This is a genomic window from Neobacillus sp. KR4-4, assembly GCF_042136325.1.
Lineage (GTDB): Bacteria > Bacillota > Bacilli > Bacillales > Cytobacillaceae > Neobacillus.
The window spans coordinates 1-20,090 of sequence record NZ_JBHHJU010000037.1; the positions used below are offsets into that span (position 1 = coordinate 1).

Annotated in this window: 17 protein-coding genes; 9 read left to right on the forward strand and 8 right to left on the reverse strand. The window is 39.8% G+C overall.

Annotation, left to right across the window (positions count from 1 at the left end):
* Nucleotides 1-348: 348 nt before the first annotated feature.
* Entirely contained in the window at nucleotides 349-1,071 is a 723-nt protein-coding gene (locus ACE198_RS25140; RefSeq protein ID WP_375377452.1) for a hypothetical protein, read from the reverse strand.
* Between the two features lie 544 nt (nucleotides 1,072-1,615).
* Here ACE198_RS25140 and ahpC point away from each other — a divergent pair.
* Nucleotides 1,616-2,179 carry an alkyl hydroperoxide reductase subunit C gene (gene ahpC, locus ACE198_RS25145; protein WP_098573889.1) on the forward strand — a complete coding sequence of 188 codons (564 nt, stop codon included), beginning with the start codon at nucleotides 1,616-1,618 and terminating at the stop codon, nucleotides 2,177-2,179.
* A 214-nt stretch (nucleotides 2,180-2,393) separates the two neighbouring features.
* A complete protein-coding gene (ahpF, locus tag ACE198_RS25150) occupies nucleotides 2,394-3,923 on the forward strand; it encodes an alkyl hydroperoxide reductase subunit F (protein WP_375377453.1) in 1,530 nt (509 codons plus the stop codon).
* Between the two features lie 66 nt (nucleotides 3,924-3,989).
* Here ahpF and ACE198_RS25155 read toward each other — a convergent pair whose 3' ends face one another.
* The 3 genes from ACE198_RS25155 to ACE198_RS25165 all read right to left on the reverse strand — a co-directional run bounded on the left by ACE198_RS25155 (nucleotide 3,990) and on the right by ACE198_RS25165 (nucleotide 6,802).
* A complete protein-coding gene (locus ACE198_RS25155; RefSeq protein ID WP_251462109.1) occupies nucleotides 3,990-4,769 on the reverse strand; it encodes a YhfC family intramembrane metalloprotease in 780 nt (259 codons plus the stop codon).
* Between the two features lie 217 nt (nucleotides 4,770-4,986).
* The gene (locus ACE198_RS25160; RefSeq protein WP_375377454.1) at nucleotides 4,987-6,162 is read right to left on the reverse strand and encodes a NupC/NupG family nucleoside CNT transporter; all 1,176 of its coding nucleotides are present in this window, start codon (nucleotides 6,160-6,162) and stop codon (nucleotides 4,987-4,989) included.
* Between the two features lies 1 nt (nucleotide 6,163).
* Nucleotides 6,164-6,802, reverse strand: coding sequence for an AmiS/UreI family transporter (locus ACE198_RS25165; RefSeq protein ID WP_375377455.1), 639 nt, complete (start codon nucleotides 6,800-6,802; stop codon nucleotides 6,164-6,166).
* A gap of 479 nt (nucleotides 6,803-7,281) precedes the next feature.
* Between ACE198_RS25165 and ACE198_RS25170 the strand changes: the two genes are divergently transcribed.
* On the forward strand, nucleotides 7,282-7,947 hold the full coding sequence (locus tag ACE198_RS25170; protein WP_375377456.1) for a hypothetical protein: 666 nt from the start codon (nucleotides 7,282-7,284) through the stop codon (nucleotides 7,945-7,947).
* 32 nt (nucleotides 7,948-7,979) lie between these two features.
* A complete protein-coding gene (locus tag ACE198_RS25175) occupies nucleotides 7,980-9,503 on the forward strand; it encodes a glycine betaine uptake BCCT transporter (protein WP_375377457.1) in 1,524 nt (507 codons plus the stop codon).
* Between the two features lie 555 nt (nucleotides 9,504-10,058).
* Here ACE198_RS25175 and ACE198_RS25180 read toward each other — a convergent pair.
* Together ACE198_RS25180 and ACE198_RS25185 are read right to left on the reverse strand one after the other, a co-directional pair.
* Nucleotides 10,059-11,150, reverse strand: a complete 1,092-nt coding sequence (locus ACE198_RS25180) for a low temperature requirement protein A (protein ID WP_375377458.1) — start codon at nucleotides 11,148-11,150, stop codon at nucleotides 10,059-10,061.
* Between the two features lie 162 nt (nucleotides 11,151-11,312).
* Nucleotides 11,313-11,603 carry a hypothetical protein gene (locus ACE198_RS25185; RefSeq protein WP_375377459.1) on the reverse strand — a complete coding sequence of 97 codons (291 nt, stop codon included), beginning with the start codon at nucleotides 11,601-11,603 and terminating at the stop codon, nucleotides 11,313-11,315.
* A 166-nt stretch (nucleotides 11,604-11,769) separates the two neighbouring features.
* On the opposite strand from ACE198_RS25185, the gene ACE198_RS25190 reads away from it, so the two are divergent.
* The 3 genes from ACE198_RS25190 to ACE198_RS25200 all read left to right on the forward strand — a co-directional run bounded on the left by ACE198_RS25190 (nucleotide 11,770) and on the right by ACE198_RS25200 (nucleotide 15,175).
* Nucleotides 11,770-12,966, forward strand: coding sequence for an MFS transporter (locus ACE198_RS25190; RefSeq protein WP_375377460.1), 1,197 nt, complete (start codon nucleotides 11,770-11,772; stop codon nucleotides 12,964-12,966).
* A 503-nt stretch (nucleotides 12,967-13,469) separates the two neighbouring features.
* On the forward strand, nucleotides 13,470-13,673 hold the full coding sequence (locus ACE198_RS25195) for a DUF3311 domain-containing protein (protein ID WP_375377461.1): 204 nt from the start codon (nucleotides 13,470-13,472) through the stop codon (nucleotides 13,671-13,673).
* Nucleotides 13,673-15,175, forward strand: a complete 1,503-nt coding sequence (locus ACE198_RS25200; protein WP_375377462.1) for a sodium:solute symporter family protein — start codon at nucleotides 13,673-13,675, stop codon at nucleotides 15,173-15,175. The genes ACE198_RS25195 and ACE198_RS25200 overlap by 1 nt, the downstream gene beginning before the upstream one ends.
* Before the next feature lie 59 nt (nucleotides 15,176-15,234).
* Here the strand turns inward: ACE198_RS25200 and nagZ are convergent, their stop codons facing one another.
* The gene (nagZ, locus tag ACE198_RS25205) at nucleotides 15,235-16,980 is read right to left on the reverse strand and encodes a beta-N-acetylhexosaminidase (RefSeq protein WP_375377463.1); all 1,746 of its coding nucleotides are present in this window, start codon (nucleotides 16,978-16,980) and stop codon (nucleotides 15,235-15,237) included.
* 326 nt (nucleotides 16,981-17,306) lie between these two features.
* Between nagZ and ACE198_RS25210 the strand changes: the two genes are divergently transcribed.
* Nucleotides 17,307-18,497, forward strand: coding sequence for an MFS transporter (locus ACE198_RS25210; RefSeq protein WP_375377464.1), 1,191 nt, complete (start codon nucleotides 17,307-17,309; stop codon nucleotides 18,495-18,497).
* Nucleotides 18,498-18,586: 89 nt separating this feature from the next.
* Here ACE198_RS25210 and ACE198_RS25215 read toward each other — a convergent pair whose 3' ends face one another.
* Complete coding sequence (locus ACE198_RS25215; protein WP_251462135.1) at nucleotides 18,587-18,934, reverse strand: Na-translocating system protein MpsC family protein; 348 nt, start codon at nucleotides 18,932-18,934, stop codon at nucleotides 18,587-18,589.
* A gap of 385 nt (nucleotides 18,935-19,319) precedes the next feature.
* On the opposite strand from ACE198_RS25215, the gene ACE198_RS25220 reads away from it, so the two are divergent.
* The gene (locus tag ACE198_RS25220) at nucleotides 19,320-19,994 is read left to right on the forward strand and encodes a trimeric intracellular cation channel family protein (protein ID WP_375377465.1); all 675 of its coding nucleotides are present in this window, start codon (nucleotides 19,320-19,322) and stop codon (nucleotides 19,992-19,994) included.
* The last annotated feature ends 96 nt before the right edge of the window (nucleotides 19,995-20,090 follow it).

Consider the following 20,090-nt stretch of genomic DNA (forward strand, 5'->3'; position numbering starts at 1 on the left):
ACCGCGAAGCGCGAATTTTTGGTGTACTGGAAGGGGGGTACCCCCCTTCCAGTACACCAAAAATAAATCAGCTGCTTAACATTGTTTTTCATCAGGAATGAATTTACACATAATAATGGGCTTGACTCCGAAACGAGCTTCATTTTACATTTAACCGGAAAATCTCCGTCTATTTTACTTTTGCAGATTACTAGATTAAGAAAGACAAGACATCATATTTAAAGTCCAAGCGAATCTCATTTAGAGGCATTACTAGGTGGGTGGATATTGTATTCCTAATAAAGAAACTCGCCAATTCCGGATTGGCGAGTTTTACTTTTTTATATGTGGCGATCCTTTTTGAAAGAATTACATTTTATTTCCGTTGTTTTCTTTTGTAGCCTTACGACTAGCTGCTCTTTCTTTTGCTGCTTGAGAAACCTGTTGTCCATGGTTGGTTTTAGTTGTGGCTGCAGCAGCTGCCTTAGAATTCGACTTCGCGGCTGTAGACGTTGATGGTTTTGCACTTGTCGCTGGCTTTGTTGTTGATGCAGAATTTGTGCTTGTCGCTGGATTTGTTGTTGTTGCAGGATTTGTGCTTGTCGCTGGCCTTGTTGTTGTTGCAGGATTTGCACTTGTCGCTGGCTTTGCTGTTGTTGCAGCCTTAGTGCTTGTACTTGTTGTATTAGTTCTCGGCTTGGTTGCAGTACTCGACTTCGTGGGTGTAGTCATCGGTGCTTTCGTGCTTTTCACAGATACTGTTGTTGCCACAGGTGTTTGTGTCTCACTAGTTGTCGTTTTATAGCCGAGCTTTTTCGTATTTGATTGGACGTCTGTTGCAGCCAGATTGCTATTTTTTAAAGATACTTGGGTTACGGCATGATCATGGTCTTTCACAGTCGTTGTTTGCGTCGGATTGTTTTTTTCTGCTTGTTTCAAAACAACCGCTTTTTCCCGGTCCGCTGATATCGGTAAAGCCATCTCTTTGGCTAATCGTTTAAGAGGTTGTTCGGCCAACAAAGCGTTGGCGATAGAAAACGTAACAGCTCCCGCTACTACCATGGCAAGGGCACCCTTGGATATTTTTTTCATGTTATTCCCCTCGTGTACTTTTATGTGAATTCATATCAAAATAATTCGAACGAACCCAATTGTCTTATGGGGGTAACCAGGATTTTGGAGTCTATTAAAATGGCTTTTTTATAAAAAACTAACTTTCTCGGAGATGAATAAAGTGTTAACTAGGAATCGTTACCTCTGACTACTTTTTTTCTGGGCTTATGAGCACAATTAGCTCCTATTCGTTACCTTCAGCTCCTTTTTGCCGGGCTCACGGGCATCATTAGCCTCTATTGGTTACCGCTAGCTCCTTTTTTCTTGGCTCACGGGCACCATTCGCTTCTATTGGTTACCGCTAGCTCCTTTTCCCCGGGCTCACGGGCACCATTTCGCTTCTATTGGTTACCACTGGCTCCTTTTTTTCGCCCCCCCTCAACACTACCTAATAAAAATGAAACATTCCTGTTGACAAAGCAATAAATTTTATATAATAATAGTTATGTAATTAGAATTAATCTAATTTAGTAGATTATCTAAATAAAATTTTTTTAAACCCATACTTAGGAGGAAATTCACTATGTCATTAATCGGAAAAGAAGTAAAACCATTCACAGCAAATGCGTACCATAACGGAGATTTTATCACTGTTAGCGAAGAAAACTTTAAAGGTAAATGGAGTGTCGTTTGCTTTTACCCAGCAGATTTTACATTCGTATGCCCTACCGAACTAGAAGACTTGCAAAATGAATACGCAACGCTAAAAGATCTTGGCGTCGAAGTATATTCTGTTTCAACTGATACTCATTTTACACATAAAGCATGGCATGATACCTCTGAAACAATCGGTAAAATCGAATACATTATGATTGGCGACCCTTCACAAAAGATTTCTCGCAACTTCGATGTACTAGACGAAGAAGAAGGTCTTGCACAACGCGGGACTTTCATCATCGATCCAGAAGGCGTTGTACAAGCTGTTGAAATTAATGCAGACGGCATTGGCCGTGACGCAAGCACGCTTGTTAACAAAATTAAAGCAGCACAATATGTTCGCAACAATCCAGGTGAAGTTTGCCCGGCTAAATGGCAAGAAGGTTCTGCAACACTTAAACCAAGCCTTGATCTTGTAGGCAAAATCTAAGCAGCACATATAACAACATTCAAAGGGAATTGGAAGCTTCCAATTCCCTTTTTTAGTACATAATGTTTAAATCGTACAACGTCACTCTTCTTTTTATGGCCAAAAGTGATAAGTATTTTTCACTTGACTGATAATGAATTCTATATGATAATAATTATATAATTAGAATTATTATTAATAAGATCACAGGAAAAATTTAAGGAGTGAGAGATTAATGATACTAGATCAAGATATAAAAGCTCAGTTAGAACAATACCTTCAATTAATGGAGGGAAACGTACTGCTTAAAGTTAGCGCAGGAGCAGATGACGTTTCTCGTGACATGCTAGCTTTAGTAGACGAATTAGCCAATATGTCTTCTCAGATTAAAGTAGAGAAGACTGAATTAGAAAGAACACCTAGCTTTAGTGTAAATCGTATCGGCGAAGATACAGGCATAACTTTTGCTGGTATTCCTCTAGGACACGAATTTACCTCGTTAGTGTTGGCTCTATTGCAGGTAAGCGGCAGAGCCCCGAAGGTTGATCAAAAAGTCATTGATCAAATCAAAGCAATTAAAGGTGACTATCACTTTGAATCCTATATCAGTTTAACCTGCCACAATTGCCCTGACGTGGTTCAAGCATTGAACATTATGAGCGTTTTAAATCCTGGTATTTCTCACACCATGATTGACGGCGCGGCTTACAAAGAAGAAGTGGAAAGCAAGGACATCATGGCGGTACCAACCGTTTTCGTTAATGGGGAATCGTTCGGCAGCGGCCGTATGACACTTGAAGAAATCCTTGCCAAGATGGGCAGCGGAACAGATGCAGCGGAACTTTCTGATAAGGAACCATTCGATGTCCTTGTAATCGGGGGCGGCCCTGCTGGTGCCAGTGCAGCTATCTATGCAGCACGTAAAGGAATCCGCACAGGGATTGTGGCGGAAAGATTTGGCGGCCAGGTGATGGACACCATGGGTATTGAGAACTTTATCGGTACGAAATATACAGAAGGTCCCAAACTAGCAGCAAGTCTTGAAGAACATGTCAAAGAGTACAATGTTGATGTGATGAATTTACAGCGTGCAAAGCGTTTGGAGAAGAAGGATTTTATTGCCGTCGAACTCGAAAACGGAGCTATTTTAAGAAGTAAGAGCGTCATTCTATCAACAGGTGCCCGCTGGCGAAATGTTGGTGTCCCAGGTGAAGCAGAGTTCAAGAACAAAGGTGTCGCCTACTGTCCACATTGTGATGGTCCATTGTTTGCAGGAAAAGACGTTGCTGTTATTGGCGGCGGTAATTCTGGTATTGAAGCAGCTATTGACCTCGCAGGCATTGTTAATCATGTAACTGTTCTTGAGTTTGCGCCAGAGCTGAAAGCTGATTCTGTCCTGCAAGACCGTCTATACAGCCTGCCTAATGTAACGGTGATCAAGAATGCTCAAACAAAAGAAATTACCGGTACTGACAAAGTAAACGGCATTTCTTATATTGACCGTGAAACAGGCCAAGAGCATCATGTTGAACTGCAAGGTGTGTTTGTACAGATTGGTCTAGTACCGAATACAGATTGGCTAGGAGAAACACTTGAACGAACTCGCTTTGGAGAGATCATTGTGGATAAGCATGGAGCAACCACCCTACCTGGTGTGTTTGCAGCCGGCGATTGTACGGATAGTGCCTATAAACAAATCATCATTTCAATGGGATCAGGTGCTACTGCAGCTTTAGGTGCATTTGATTACCTTATCCGTAATTAATTTCTTAAACGAAGGGAATTGGCTCTAGTCCAATTCCCTTTTCTTTTGAAAAATAACTCTATCAAACTATCTTGTTGTATGAGGCAGTATACTCCTTGCCTTTTTAATAAAAACAAAGGATAATAGCCCGATGATCGCCATATAGATCTCAATGACCCATAGGTTTTTAAGATGTCCTGTTTGGTAGAATGCGAGTGGGAAGTCAATTGCTGCATGAATGAGAATCGCATAGACCACATAGGAAAATTTCTTTTTAACGACTGCTAACAATACAAATAAACTAAAGGCGATTTGCAGGAATACAGCAAAAAACCGCTCCAAACTGCCTAATAAATAAAAGGAAACTCCTTGATTTACGATCGTTTCTTTCATCCCTGCCAACTGATCAGCTGGAATACTCCCTGCTAAGGATGATTCAAAAGTCCCCGAATTAATCATAAATGCGAAGATCAGGTTTGGCACAACCGTCATCAGCACTAACAAAACCGCTTCTATACCTCCCCAGCCGATTCCAAACGAGATCCCGCCTTTGTAATCATGAAATTTTTTCAGGAGCCAAATAAATAATAGAAACCGTGCCGGTTCTTCAAATAAGCCTGCTGCCATGCCGCCGTATAATCCAAATAACCAGGGATGGTCCGCATAATTGGGAAAGTTTGTGATAACAACGACATGCAATACTTTTTCTAAAATCTGTGTTGCGATGACAAACCCAAGAGCGCCAATAACCACCGGCTTTACAGCAATCCCCGTTTTCTTTCTATAAACCAAAATCAATCCGACAAATAAACCAATGCAAACCACAATCGGGACAAACATCGAAATAATCGTTGCCGTACTTACCATTTAACTCTCCCCTTTTTTGTATCCGTTAACTTAATTATTATCATTCTTAATAATGATAATAATAAGGGTGTAAATTACTGTCAATACTTTTTAGGAAATTTCTCCGTTTGTACTGGGTAATTACGTTTATGGCTCTTTGAAGGCATGATAAAAGGGTGTACCAAAAACTGACTTTGGTACACCCTCGTGTGGCTATTATAATTCTTCGCCATTCAGCTTACAGGAACAATCCTACAATCGTTCCAGTTAAGACGGATCCCATGGTTGCTACTAATAAAACCTTTAAACCAACCTTAGCTAACTCACTTGCCTTTTCATTATTGATAGCCTGTACCGTTCCTAAAATAATTCCAATGGAAGAGAAGTTAGCAAACGATACCAAGAATGCTGATACAATACCTACCGTCTTATGAGACATATCAGGGATCATTTTCATGAAGTCTAACATAGCGACGAACTCATTAGCCGCTACCTTCGTACCCATGACAGAGCCAGCTCGAACAATCTCACTTGAAGGAATCCCCATAATCCAAGCGATTGGCGCGAATACATATCCAAGTACACCTGTGAAAGAAATACCGAAGATGGAAGTAAAGATCCAGTTAACAGCCGCGATCAATCCTACATAAGTGATTAGCATAGCGCCTACGATTAAAGCTGTCTTTCCGCCGAGCAATGTCCAGTTGCCGATTGCTTCGAAAAGAGATTTTTCAGGAATCATTCCCTTAATATCGATTTCTTCCTCTTCCTCTTTCCTTACAGGACAGACAATCGTTGATAGGATAAGTCCAGAGAATACGTTAATGGGTAACGCCACCAATACGTACTCCGCAGGAATCATTTGCATGTAAGCTCCGAGGATTGAACAACTTACCGCAACAAGGGAAGAAGTAACAACCACAAACAGACGGTTTCCAGAAAGACTAGGTATGAATGACTTAACAGAAAGGATCGCGGACGTATCACCAAATACCATAGAATTCACCGCAACAAATGATTCAACCTTTGGAAGACCTGTTATTTTACTTACTGCCCCGCCAATGTATTTAATCGCTAATGGTAATATTCTAGAATAAGTTAAAATACCTAGTAAAGCGGTTACGAATACAATCATCATTAGAACATTAACAAAGAATAAATCCTTTCCTGCAAGGCTGCCGAATACAAATGAGATCCCGTCATTCCCGAAAGAAAGAACTTTGTTAAAGCCATCGACGATTTTGTGCAGAACTTTTTGACCGATTGAAGTATTCAGCATGAACCAAGCGATTAACAACTGAACAGCTGCCATGATACCTACGGCACGAAAGTTAATGTTTTTCTTATCGTTTGACATTAACCAGGCAATTCCTATTAGAATAAGGATTCCAACAATTCCAATGATAATTGACATATTATTTTACCTCCAAAGCATTGATTACTTGAATATTTGACTCTCTTTTATATGAAAGCTTCCCGCTGAAAAAACTGATAATAAAATAGACGATTGCTAGAATTAATACATAGGTCCAGATTTGATCAACCATTGGTGTATTCCAGACACCTAAAAAATAAAGGAGCGCTGGTATGGTCAACGTTACCCATGACTGAACAAATGCAACCAATCCAATATAATGGTCAATTTTCTTATGAAGTGCATTTGATAAAAAGAACAGAAACCATAAGAATGCCCACATAGCCCATGTCAGTGCATTGACAACATTTTGAAAGTGAATAATCGATGTTAAGGTATATATCACTCCAACAATTGCAACCCATAGACTAAACCAACCAAGACCGCTCCCATCAATCCCTTTCCATGAGGTGAATCCAACATATAAATAAGTTAACCCAAATAAGAAAATAGATGCATAATTGTAAAGCTCCCAATGGTCTTGGCTCGATACGACGATTAAATAACTTGGGATCACTATTTGAAGGGTTCCTACGAAAATATTAAAGAGACCCACACTCTTTCCATCCGCTTTTCCTAATAGCATCAGACTGTTTAGGAATAACACTGCACCTGATAGAAATAAACCAACATTACTCATATTAATTGCTGTGAAAATTCCTTTTCACAACATTCCCCTCCTTAACCTATTCACGGCATTCTGTTCTCTCTTTACTAACACGACCGATTCTCCGTGAGCGCTTTCATTAATCTTAAATTACTTTACTAATATAACATATATTATGAACAAATGTTAAATCATAATTGAACAAAATTTAAGTTTATTAATTTCCAATTTTCTTAACAATTCCCAATAATAGATAATTACTATTATTTTCACAAAATTATTTATAAAAATTTGAAACTATGTAAAAAACATAATGAAAAAATGTAAAAATAAGACACACTCCCCTCCTATTTATATCATTCAGCCTTTTCTATTTTACCTAAACTGAAAAATCCTCCCACTTAAACTTCATGTTTTTCCAGAAAAAAGACATCCTAAAGATGACAGCGATGTATCCAAATTCCAAGTTGTTATGAATACTGCTCCACCTATGACTGAAGGGAGACTTAGTAATGAAGCTGTATCAAGTCAGAAAAGGGCAATTTGTTTACTATAACAATGAGTTACACAAGGTGTATGGAGTAAAACCAATGTATAAACTCTCCGTTCATCTGATCAAGTTAAGGGATTCAACACAGCATATAACCAATGCTGCGAGTGTGGAAAAATACATTCCAAGGGAAAATGACAGCTTTATTTATAATCACAAGGTATATACGCTTCGGAATAACCAAAAACCAGTAGCGGGAGATTTGATTTTCATTAACAATCCGGATCCCGATACCCTGGACCACTATTCCTTAAATGAAATTGAAGTGGTGGAAACGGTTGATAAAAAAGGAGTCATTACAAGCGATTTGGATGGGATCAAACATACCGAATATTTATTGATGGTACCCGGCCGTGCTCCTGACAGTCATCCGATCGATTATAAAGACATGATAAATATGGAAGAAAACGTGGATGACGCCGGCCCGCAAATTGTTCATCCATACGGTGAGTTATCCACGCAGTTGGGTGACATATATAAAAAGAAGGATAATGATGTGTTAATCGAAGCGATGGTGGTGGCGATCAAAGGACAAACCATTTATCTTGGCGGCGGTTTAGAGGTGCCGCATGAAGAGTTGATGGATACGGATACGTGGGAATTTCAATACAATCCGTTTAATAACTAGCATGAGTATTTTTCCAGTACCAGGAGGTTTCCATGGATAAAATTAAAGAAAATAGTGTTTTCATTATCTCTCTATTACTGACCCTCATCTTTATTGTCTGGGGTGTTTTCTTTACAGAGAATCTTACCAAAGTCACCAACGCCGTTTATAATAGCTCCATTGATTATCTTGGTTGGGTTTATCTCGGTACCACTCTATTCTTCGTCTTTTTTTCGATCTACTTATTGCTCTCAAAATATGGAAATATCCGACTTGGCAGAAAAACCGACACCCCTGATTTCTCCACTCCTTCCTGGCTGGCCATGCTGTTCGGCGCTGGAATGGGTGTCGGGATTGTGTATTGGAGCGTCGCCGAACCAGTCACCCATTATACAGATCCTCCATACGGAAAGGCCTATACCATTGATGCGGCCAACACCGCAATGAAATATACATTTTTCCATTGGGGCCTGCACCCATGGGCAATCTATACTGTTATTGGGTTAGCCCTTGCTTTTTTTCAATATAACAAAAGGCTTCCTGCAGCGATCAGTTCCGCGTTCCATCCCATTTTGGGCGACAGGATTTACGGGCCGATTGGCAAAACGATCGATATCCTGTCCATCTTTGCCACAGTCTTCGGGATTGCCACCTCTTTGGGTCTTGGGGCTATGCAGGTTACTGCAGGTATGCATGACATCTTCGGTATTCCGAATACGTTATTGATCCAGCTGATTGTCATCGTGGTCGCAACAGTTCTGTTTATTATTTCCCTTAATACGGGCTTGGAAAAAGGAATAAAGTATTTATCCAACGCAGCCATCATCTTTTCAGTGGCGATCCTTGTACTGATTATGATTGTCGGTCCGGCGTTAACGGTTATTAAAGTGTTTTTCAATACAACAGGACTGTATCTAAGTGATTTTTTACACATGAGTTTACGGATAAGCCCTTTTGGAAAAGGAGAGAAATGGATTGCTTCCTGGACCTTGTTTTACTGGGCTTGGTGGATTGCCTGGGCACCATTCGTCGGCATGTTCATTGCCAGGGTTTCAAGAGGACGGACAATAAAGGAGTTTGTGGTTGGGGTATTGATTGTTCCCACACTTGGAACCTGTCTTTGGATGTCCGTGTTTGGAGGTTCAGCACTGGACCTTGTTCAGGATCCCGGAAACCGTGATTTGGCAAAACATATCGCCGACAATATCAACTTGTCTATATTTATATTCTTCGACCACCTTCCATTAAGCTCCCTATTAAGTATTTTAGGTTTTGCCGTGATCGCTATTTATTATATTACGGTTGCCGATACCGCCACCTTTGTCTTAGGGATGCTAAGTGAAGGCGGAACGCTAAATCCATCTAACAAAATAAAAATGACATGGGGGATCATCCAGTCTGCCTTATCGGCTGTCTTGCTGATTGCAGGTGGCTTGGAGGTATTGCAGACCGCTTCCATCGCCGCTGCACTCCCATTTGCCATTATCATGCTCGCCATGTGCTACTCATTGCTAACAGGTCTAAAAAAGGAAGTTGAATTACAAAGAGGCAATAAAAGGAATACGCAGCATTATTAATGTTAACTAAAAGACCTTCCTGATTGTGTGATTGATCAGGAAGGTTTTTGTGTAACATTATTGCCTAAATAACTATTTACCAAAATAAGCGGAATTTTTCCGGTTAAATGAAGAATGGAGCTCGTTTCGGGATAAATAAGGGGATTTTTTCCGGTTATGCAAAGCAAAATCCACCATTTTCACGTTTTTCGAAGTCAATAGGCGGAATTTCTCCGTCTATTGAAGCTGTTTTTAATGCTAATTGCTAATTAAGCGGAATTTTTCCGTTTATTTATCTGAACGGGTGCTTAACATGATCCCCAAGCCGATAAAGGCGGACCTCTTAATGTTTTCTCCTATACTTGCAAATATGCTGCAGGGCGGAAAAGCCGACATTGACTATTGAAACTGAAAGGAACTAATTCTGAAATTTTTTGACAATGAATTAAAGGGCATTGGCCATTTCACTCCCAACGAGGCATATTAATGATGAAAGGCTGAACCATATACATATATAAACGGTATATGGTTCAGCCTTATGTATTTTACCTAGATATTTTTTATTAATAAAATAATTTAAGTAGTTGTTAATTTGGCATAGATGACAAAGAACAGGGTTAATTCCCCTATTACCACAATATATGGTACTACTACTATTAAATTAATAATAAAAAAGACTACTAAAATCCCCAAAAATAACCCTAAATGATAAATTTTCAATCTGTGGTGCTTATGTCTATATTGGTGGAAAACAAAAGTAGTTGACAAGAAATAGAGCAAAACAGAACAAAAAACAAAATACAGAATAAATAAATAATGGACTTCTTGTAAAAACAATAGTCTGATCGACGCTGCAATCATACTCAAAGACATTAAAATAAACAGGTGACCATAAATAATGGTTTGGCCGATCGTTTGTATCGATTTGTCAACTTTCTTCTCCACATTATCGAAATACTGCCACCACATCGCTATTATTAGGAAAAATGATATGGCCGAAAAGCCGATTGAATTCCAATTTCCTTGTTTTGGTTGAATAACCGCAAGGGTGCTGACAAGTGCTTCACCAAAGAGAATAATGGTAAAAAGGCCAAATCGCTCTAATAAGTGTGCCGTATTTGTGGGTACCTTTACTAAATACTTCCGACCAGATATTGGAACCATCATATCGATAATGATACCCGCATATAACACAGCATAACGAAGCCAAGAATCAAAAAGGAGGGAGAGTAGTGATATAATGATTCCAATCCAAAAATACCTTCCCAAATATCGGGCTGCTATTTTTCGAACTCCCTCTTCTATACGATGGACAATAAGATACTGGGTCGCTGTCACTGCCCTTAAGCCAATATATCCAATTAAGAAAGAAAGATAATATTGATCAAAATCCACTGATAAGCTTGATGTCATTATAAGGACAAAGAACATCTGTATGATCAAAAATAATCGCTGATGAAATAAATCTTGACCAAACCGGTTTACAAACAAGGTTTGCCCTACCCAAGCCCACCAGATAGGAATAAAAATTAACACAAACTTAACTAAAAACTCTGTATGGATATATCCATCTTCAACATGAAGTAAAACATGGGTTGCTGCCGCAACAGCCGCCACAAATAACAAATCATAAAAAAGCTCTAACCACGTTACCTTCTTTTCTTCCATTCTTTACTCCTTCCTGTTCCATAATAGATTTAAATTTCTCAAAAACACCTATGTTCTTCATATCCTATTGGCTTTGTCACGAATAAAGACGACCATATTTATTAATTCAATGATATTTAATTATTTCCTCTAGCAGCTAAGTATGACAGCCTGGAATTAAATTCAGCGTATTCCCACGAATCGTTTATGCTCCTTAATCACCAACTGAATAAATTTTTCCCTCTCCCATTCACTACTTTTAAGAATCTTGATATTTTCAGGCTTTTTCAAAAAACGTTTTACTTTATTGTTGTGCCAAATGATGTAATTATAGCGAACATCTTTATCCAAATCGGCAAACCATTCTTCTTCCTTTAATTCATTGATATTTTTTTCAAGCTTTGACTTCGGAGTAGGAATCATTGCCTCTATTAGAGCGCCAATCAAATCAATTATAAAATCAGCTATCAACATTTCCACTACTCCTGTCATGAAGAAGAATTCGTTTTGCCATTAAATGATAGTATGGCAATGGTTGAAAGTAAATATTTTGGAGGACCATTCCCTATATTTGGGAAGGTTTTTCTTTCCTTTTGTAGAATCAATTAAACTCCGGGTGTTATTAAAGGGGGAATATAGATTGATCACAACGACTGATGACAGCGCGAGGACGGAGCATTCCTCCATGTCTAAAAAGTTAATTTTATTAATGTCGCTTGCCTGTGGGATGGCGGTGGCAAATCTTTATTATAATCAACCGCTCCTTGCCGACATGGGGCGAACCTTTCATGCGACTGCCCACCAAGTCTCAAACATCGCCATGTTTACACAGATTGGATATGCTGTTGGGATGTTTATATTCGTCCCAATGGGAGATATGAAGGAACGCCGGCTGTTGATTGCCAGTTTATTGATGGCCGTTACGATTTCCCTTATAGGGATTGCCACTGCGCAAAACCTTCTCTGGATAAACCTTGCGAGTTTTGCAGTGGGAGTGACCACGGTAGTACCACAAATCATCCTTCCCCTTGCAGCACAATTGGCCGCCCCCGTGGAAAGAGGAAAAGTGATAGGCAATATCATGGGTGGGTTATTCATCGGGATTCTATTAGCAAGAACCGTCTCAGGACTGATCGGAGGAAGCCTTGGCTGGCGCACCATGTACTGGATCGCTGCGGCAATGATGTTGGCTTTAGCAATCATATTGCAGACATTTCTTCCCAAGAGCTATCCAGAATCGCGTTTATCCTTTGCCGGACTTTATAAATCCATTGGGCATTTAATTGTGACCCAGCCGGTTTTAAGAGAAGCCTCATTAATCGGTGCAATGCTGTTCGGCAGTTTTAGCATATTTTGGACATCCCTCTCGTTTTTTCTTGAAGGGGAACCCTATCATTATGGCAGTGAAGTCGCAGGATTATTTGGCTTAATAGGAATAGTAGGCGTAATGGGTGCACCAATCGTCGGCCGTTTGGCAGACCGATTCAATGCCAAAACAATGGTTGGCCTGTTAATTGGGATTTGCCTATTTTCCTATCTATTCTTCGGTATTTTGGGAACCTCCTTATGGGCATTATTTGTCGGAGTGGTTCTGTTAGATTTAGGTGTCCAGGGTGCCCAAGTCTCCAATCAAACCAGAATCTACAGTTTAATCCCAGAGGCACGGAGTCGGTTAAATACCGTGTACATGGTTAGTTATTTTCTCGGCGGTTCGCTTGGTTCAACACTTAGCGGCTATGCATGGAGCTGGTGGAAATGGCAAGGAGTTTGTGTGACAGGGGGCATTATGATCGTTATTGCACTAATCATCTGGGCCGCACATCGGACAAAAACATAAATAGGAAAAGCTTAATGGCTATGTTAATCGATAATATTAATTTTAATAGCAAAGTTGATTGGAACGGAAGGCGCGAAGACTCCTGCGGGAGGACGGGGCAGGGGAGACCCCACAGGCGCTTAGCGCCGAGGAGAAGGAAAAGCGGAAGCGCCTTGTTCGGCCCCTACAAGCGCTGGAGGGCCTGACGTTGAAGTCGTTCTTTGACTTCAGCGGCAGGACCGAAGCGACCTCGAGGGGCTAGGCGCTGTAGCTGGACAGGCTCCCCGGGCCGCCCGCGGAAAGCGAAGCGCCTGGAGTGGAAATCAACGGCCAGTTTTACAAGAGCCATTCATTAAAATAATAGTTTGTTAATTAGAATTTTGTAAATTGTTAAAAAATTACCTTGTAATCTCTTACCAGATTTGATACGATTACGAACATAAAAAATTATTTAACAATACTATTGGTATGACAATATTACTATTTTAATATTGCTCACCTATGATCAAACAGGAGGTTTCTACATGGGCAAAAAATTCATGAAATCATTACTAATTATACTTCCGTTACTTTCGCAATTAGTGGTACTGCCTTTGGTCAATCGAATCGATCCCATTATTTTAGGATTGCCTTTTCTTCAATTTTGGCTATTTTTATGGATCGTCCTCACACCGTTATGCACTTTAGGGATCTATCAACTTGATAAATCAGAAGGGAGTCTTGACTAATGCAACAGGGAAATTTGACAGCTTTGTTAATCACCGCATTCATTGTCTTAACCGTTGTTCTAATTGGATTTATAGCAGGACGTAATAAATCGTCGCGAAGCTCCGTAGAGGAATGGTCGGTTGGCGGCAGACGCTTTGGTGGATTGCTGGTTTGGTTTTTAGTCGGCGCAGATTTATATACGGCTTATACCTTTTTAGGCCTGACTAGTACCGCTTATTCTGGAGGAAGTCTTGCCTTCTTTGCGATTCCTTATTGTATCATCGCTTACTTTGTTTCCTATTTCTATCTTCCTAAACTATGGAAGGTAGCAAATGAATTCAAGCTGACCACACTAGCGGATTATGCGCGAGAGCGTTTTGACAGTAAGCTTCTCTCTTCGATCATCGCTATTACCGGCGTATTGATGCTCATTCCGTATATTGATTTGCAGTTAGCCGGGATCCAAGATACGCTTCAAGTGGCTGGAACAGGCTTCATCAATGTTAAAGTAGTCGTGATTACATCCTTCCTGCTTGTGGCCCTGTTTACGTTCTTTAGCGGAATCAAAGGACCGACCTATACAGCCATCATTAAAGATGTACTCGTCTGGGCGATTATGTTATTCCTTGTGGTTTCTCTGCCGATTATTCATTTTGGCGGCTGGAGTCCAATGATTGATACCCTTGTAAAAGAATCGCCGCAGCTGCTGACGATTCCAACTTCCGGTCCAAAAGGAATCCCATGGTTCATCACCGCCTCACTTGTTTCAGCCTTGGCCTTATTTATGTGGGCTCACGGAGCAACTGGCGTATTTACCGCAAAAAGTGCCGATGCCGTTCGAAAAAATGCGATGTTCCTGCCTTTATACAACGTAGTCTTAATCTTGGTCATTTTTCTAGGCTTTGTCGCTTTCCATGTCTTGCCGGCGGGAAGCGATCCGCGCTTTGCCTTTTTAAATCTGATTCAAGTTTCATACGGAGGGATCGGACAAGGCTTAGCCTATTCAACGATCGCCTTAGCATCGTTAATCCCTTGCTCGATTATGGCCATCGGTGCATCCAACTTATTTGCCAACAACATCTACCGTGATTTAATTAATCCAAACGTAAATGGTGCCAAATTAACACTTGTCACACGTTCGATGGTCTTCGTTGTCATTGGTCTTGCTTTATTATTCGGCCTGCTATTCCCTACTGCCCTCGTATCATTACAGCTTTTAGGGGTGTCCGGAATGGTGCAAATTTTCCCAGCCATTGTTGTCAGCTTATTCTGGAAAAATCAAACGAGAGAAGCCACAACGATTGGATTGCTCGTCGGATTGGCCACAACTTTTACCGTTTACGCAACAAACAGCGCACATGGAATTTATGAAGGATTTTGGGGATTATCAGCAAACTTACTAACGATTGTTATTTTGAATCCATTCTTTGCGGCTAAAGCAAAGAATCAAACCAATTCAATAAAAGAGTTTTTGTTTAATCGATCAAAGTTTGTCCAAATAAATCATCGAAAAGGTGCATAACTCTTAAAAAAAATACCGTTTGGATCTATAGTCCAAACGGTATTTTTTTGCCTGGTTAATTATTTTGAATACTCATCCAAGAGTTTTTTTATTGATTGGTTTACCTCATCTATATTTGCATGATTCACTTTCTCATTATTTATTTCATATTTCTTTTTTAACTTCAAAATTCTACTGACACTTTCATTGATTCTTTGTTCCGTAATTTCCCCTTTTTGGACAGCGCTTTTTAAAGAAGAAATGGATTCCACTATATTGTTATAACCATGCCCAACTAAAATAATATCACTGCCAGCTTTGACTGATTCAACTGCGGCCCTGCCAATCGAATAATGGTCAATAATCGCCCCCATGGTCATGTCATCCGTGATAACAACACCACTATAGTCCAGCTGTTTCCTCAAAATCCCTGTTATTATATTTTTGGACATAGATGATGGAAAATCAGCATCCAGTTTGGGCAATAAGATATGGGCCACCATAACAACATCCGCACCGCTATGGATTGCCTTCTCAAACGGGATTAATTCGAGCTCTTTTAGCTGCTGTAGGCTTTTATTGACAATGGGCAGCTCCAGATGGGAGTCAACAGACGTATCTCCATGTCCTGGAAAATGCTTAATGGTAGGGATAATGTGTTGCGATTGTATTCCTTTAAAGGTTTGAATACCAAGCTTACTCACTATTTCAGCATTATTCCCGTAGGAACGATCCCCTATCACCGGGTTATTTGGATTGCTGTTGATGTCCAGGACAGGAGCAAAATCAAGATTGAAACCAAATTCCTTTAACTCCTTCCCTAACATCGTCCCCACCTGATAGGAAAACTGAGAATTATTAATGGCCCCAATTTCTTTATTGGTTGGAAAATTAATCAATCCACCAGGGAGCCTGGTCACACGCCCGCCTTCTTGATCCACTCCCAAGAGAAGCGGCACCTTCTGGTCATTTTCAGACTTCACTTGATTCAATAGCTGCACCGTTTGTGTTGGGTTGATTAAATTGTCTTTGTAAAAAATAATCCCGCCCACCTTGTATTTCGTTAATAAACTCTTTGTATTGGAATCCACGGTGGTGCCAGCTATACCTGCGAAGATCAATTGCCCAATTTTCTCATCTAAACTCATGTCAGCTATCGTCTTTTGCTTGTCAGGTGTCGTAGACTGCTCGGGTTGATTTTTAACTTGTGTATAGACGGAAATATGGTCCACTTTTGGATTTGGCTCCTGATCGGTTGGTTTTGGTAAGATCCACTTTAACTCTGTTAAAGGGGTAACCTGATAAACAAGAATAATTTGGTCTTGTGTTTCATCTTTATAGTAGCGAATTTGATCAGGTTCGCCGCCTGCCTTCTTGATGTCATTTTGCCGGATTTTTTGTAATTCTGGATCATATGATCGGATATCCGAGACAATCTCACCTGTGTATCCTATAACGATATTTCGATTCTTATATTCTTCGTATCTACCACTTTCAGTGTCTGTTGTTTGGTCCGGTTCTCCCCATTTATTTTCTACTTCCTGCTTCTTAGCCTTCCCCGAAACAAAAGGGCTACCGACCACTTTTCCTTCCTTCGCCAAGGAATAAAGGTCATTAATATAGTCATGCAGCTTCTGATGATTGTTTTCACCTAATTCTGGTGGAGTATTGGGTGAAGGTTCAACGACTGGTTGAGAGTTCTCCGTTGGTTTCTGCTTCCCTTCCCTGTCCTTATCCATAACATAAAAAACTACAACTAGAATAATAAAGAGCAATAGGGTGGACAAAATAAGTGGTTTCAAGATGGACTTTTTACGTTTTGACATAATAGAATCCCTTTCTTTGGCAAACTCACCATTTATATTTTGCAAGTTTTACGCAATGTCTTGTTTATCCATTATACCTAAATGGAGCGTTAAAAACTTGCTGTAACATACAAATATGATTCATACCTCTGTATATTACAGCTTTTTAATGAATCCAGAAACAATGTTTTTATGATTTAGAATGCCAGTGAATGATGGAATCTAACTCCCTTTTTAATAGCTGGTAAAAAGTATGGACTATCCTAGTAAAAATGTTTTATGGTATGATGTTTTAATTGTTTACTGCCATGTTTCACATATCCATTCATCTAAGAAAAGAGGTATTTATGAACTCTACTGAATTATCCAAGCGACATTGGTTGCTCATCTTTACACTTTCTTTATTAACATTTGTTCTCGGGACAAGCGAATTTGTTATCGTCGGGATCTTAACCGATATTTCCTCAGGTCTTCATATAGCGAATGAAAAAGCAGGAACACTCGTTTCAGCGTTTGCCATTACATTTGCCATTGCTACACCGCTCGTGATGAGCGCAACAAGTCATTTTCCTAAGCGTAAATGGATGTTGTTTTTAATAGGCTCGTTCATCATCCTGAATGCTTTGTGTGTGTTTTCGACGAGCTACATCATGCTTCTTGTACTTCGGATGATGACGGCGATTGTAACAGGTGTTTTAATCTCCCTTGCCATGATTGTTGCCAGTGAAACCATTCCAAGCGCCAAACGAGGACTTGCTATATCATTTGTTTTCGGTGGTTTTACTCTCGCAAACGTGATTGGAGTACCAATTGGCACTGCGATCGCTGAATGGTACAACTGGAATGCAACTTTCCTGTTAACGACTTTTCTTGGTGGAATTGCGTTTTTGGCATCTTTCTTCGTTTTGCCTAATAAGCTCAGTCAATTTCGCAGTTCAATGCGTGATCAATTTTCTTTGTTGACACACCCACGAATCTTAATGGCGTTTTTCATTCCATCTTTAGGATTTGGAGCGACCTATGCCGTTTATACGTATCTTGTTCCGATCCTGAATGGAATGGAAGCACCGAGTAATTCAATCAGTTTGATATTATTTGGCTACGGATTCATTTCGATTTTCAGCAACATACTCGCTGGAAAAATTGCTAGCAACAATGCGATCGGGCGTCTTCGCATTGTTTTCCTTTTGCAAGCAATTGTTCTAATCAGCTTATATTGGACTACAAATAATTTATTCTATGGATTGATTAACATTGGCTTGATGTCTTTAATGGCCATCCTTTTAACCACATCTACCCAGCTTTATTTGATTGACCTTGCAGGTATTTATCAACCAAAAGCGACAGGACTCGCTGCTTCACTAATGCCAGTCGCTAGCAATATCGGTATTGCCCTGGGGTCCGCAGCAGGCGGAATGGTTTACCATCAAGGCAATTTGATGAGTGTGACATGGGTCGGCGGATTGATTGCAATACTTGCAAGTCTTCTAACTTTTCTAAGCCATCACTTGGACCAAAAACAAACAAAAACCGCATAATAAAAGAAGAAAGAAGTATCAAGAACCTTGAAGTGTTCTTTGATACTTCTTTCAAATGCCTCAAAACCAATACCTTTAAAAACAATCGGTTATAACTCAATCGTTTTTTCAAAAATAAATACAGATACAGCCATATCCTCTTCAATCTTTGCATCCGAAAATAAATGAAGCAGTTTTGAACCTACGATCTCCTCCATTCCCTCAGGTATTTTTTGCTTATATATCTCCCGAATCATTTCGGTTCGGGCACTATGAATTACTTTTTTCCCCTCTTGAGATTGTGCAATAAATTTTTCTGTCGGAGTTAGAATACCATACATGGTTGTGATGGCCATATTATCCACAAAGTGAGTAAAAATTCGCTCCGGTCCCTTTCCAAAAATCTCTTTCCGCATTTTCCGTACAATATCATTAAACGCTGTTTCCTTTTTCCCCATGTCTCTCCTCCTAACAACTCGATACTATACAACAAAGTCTACAAAAAATTCAACCAGTCCTAAATTTGTCTTGCTTTTCTGGTTGAGGGGAGTATAATCAATGCCGTTGGACAAAATTTAGACAAATTTTATTGATGGAGCCCTAATAAAACTTTTTGTTAGAACTCTATTTATTATTTCCAATGGAATGATTTATTAGTAGGCAATGCTAATTGATTACTCCACCACAAACTGTCGTCTGATGAGACGATTTCTTGTGGTGGAGTTTTTTGTTTAAAAATGGAAAAAAATATTTTTCTGTCTTGCAAAGTATTTTCCAAAGTTCGTATTTGCGTCTAAAGAGATTAGGAAAATAAATTATTTATATCAGGAGGTTTTTAAAGGAATGTCTTGGATCGTCCTTCATTTTATCGGAATTATTTCATATGCAGCAAGCGGGGCTTTTGTAGCCCTTGAAGCAGAATATTCCTTTGTGGGGGTTTACGCATTGGGTTTAACCACAGCCTTTGGGGGAGGGATCGTACGAAATTTGATTATCGGTGTCCCTATTTCAGAGCTTTGGGACCATTCCATCATTTTAACAGTTTTAATAACGCTGACATTCATCGTATTATTGCCGCTAAAGTGGATTAATCATTGGAAGCGGTGGAGTTTATTTTTTGATTCCATTGGTCTTGCTTCCTTTGCTCTTCAAGGAGCAATGTCAGCCCAAAAGGTTTTTTCTAATGATTTGGGTGTAATGGTCTTGGCGTCGATGTTTACCGGCGTTGGAGGGGGGATGATTCGTGACATCATCGCTGCCCGAAAACCCCTTGCTTTAAAGGAAGAAATCCATGCAATTTTAACGATTTTATGTGCCATATGTATTTGGCTGGGTTGGAACACCCCCATTCAGTTGACCCTGATTGTCCTTATTGTTATGGCGTTACGCATGTCTGCTATTCGCTATCAGTGGCGGCTACACCTGCCCTGCAATCATAAAAAGGGCAGGAAATCACAGATACGTATTTTATCAGAAAATTCTTTTAGATCGGAGGATTTTACTATCCCTAAAAATTAGGGCCTGTATAAATCTAGCTCCCGATTGATGCTAAATCTATACATTCAAAAAACCTACAAAGAACAAGCCTTTGTAGGTTAGTTGGAGATCATATTA

Coding starts and splice junctions, on each gene's coding strand:
- ACE198_RS25210 (WP_375377464.1), top strand. CDS start 17,307: ATGAACTCTACTGAATTATCCAAGCGACATTGGTTGCTCATCTTTACA.
- ACE198_RS25180 (WP_375377458.1), bottom strand. CDS start 11,150: ATGGAAGAAAAGAAGGTAACGTGGTTAGAGCTTTTTTATGATTTGTTA.
- ahpC (WP_098573889.1), top strand. CDS start 1,616: ATGTCATTAATCGGAAAAGAAGTAAAACCATTCACAGCAAATGCGTAC.
- ACE198_RS25215 (WP_251462135.1), bottom strand. CDS start 18,934: ATGGGGAAAAAGGAAACAGCGTTTAATGATATTGTACGGAAAATGCGG.
- ACE198_RS25155 (WP_251462109.1), bottom strand. CDS start 4,769: ATGGTAAGTACGGCAACGATTATTTCGATGTTTGTCCCGATTGTGGTT.
- ACE198_RS25220 (WP_375377465.1), top strand. CDS start 19,320: ATGTCTTGGATCGTCCTTCATTTTATCGGAATTATTTCATATGCAGCA.
- ACE198_RS25170 (WP_375377456.1), top strand. CDS start 7,282: ATGAAGCTGTATCAAGTCAGAAAAGGGCAATTTGTTTACTATAACAAT.
- ACE198_RS25140 (WP_375377452.1), bottom strand. CDS start 1,071: ATGAAAAAAATATCCAAGGGTGCCCTTGCCATGGTAGTAGCGGGAGCT.
- ahpF (WP_375377453.1), top strand. CDS start 2,394: ATGATACTAGATCAAGATATAAAAGCTCAGTTAGAACAATACCTTCAA.
- ACE198_RS25175 (WP_375377457.1), top strand. CDS start 7,980: ATGGATAAAATTAAAGAAAATAGTGTTTTCATTATCTCTCTATTACTG.
- ACE198_RS25165 (WP_375377455.1), bottom strand. CDS start 6,802: ATGAGTAATGTTGGTTTATTTCTATCAGGTGCAGTGTTATTCCTAAAC.
- ACE198_RS25160 (WP_375377454.1), bottom strand. CDS start 6,162: ATGTCAATTATCATTGGAATTGTTGGAATCCTTATTCTAATAGGAATT.
- ACE198_RS25200 (WP_375377462.1), top strand. CDS start 13,673: ATGCAACAGGGAAATTTGACAGCTTTGTTAATCACCGCATTCATTGTC.
- ACE198_RS25185 (WP_375377459.1), bottom strand. CDS start 11,603: ATGTTGATAGCTGATTTTATAATTGATTTGATTGGCGCTCTAATAGAG.
- nagZ (WP_375377463.1), bottom strand. CDS start 16,980: ATGTCAAAACGTAAAAAGTCCATCTTGAAACCACTTATTTTGTCCACC.
- ACE198_RS25195 (WP_375377461.1), top strand. CDS start 13,470: ATGGGCAAAAAATTCATGAAATCATTACTAATTATACTTCCGTTACTT.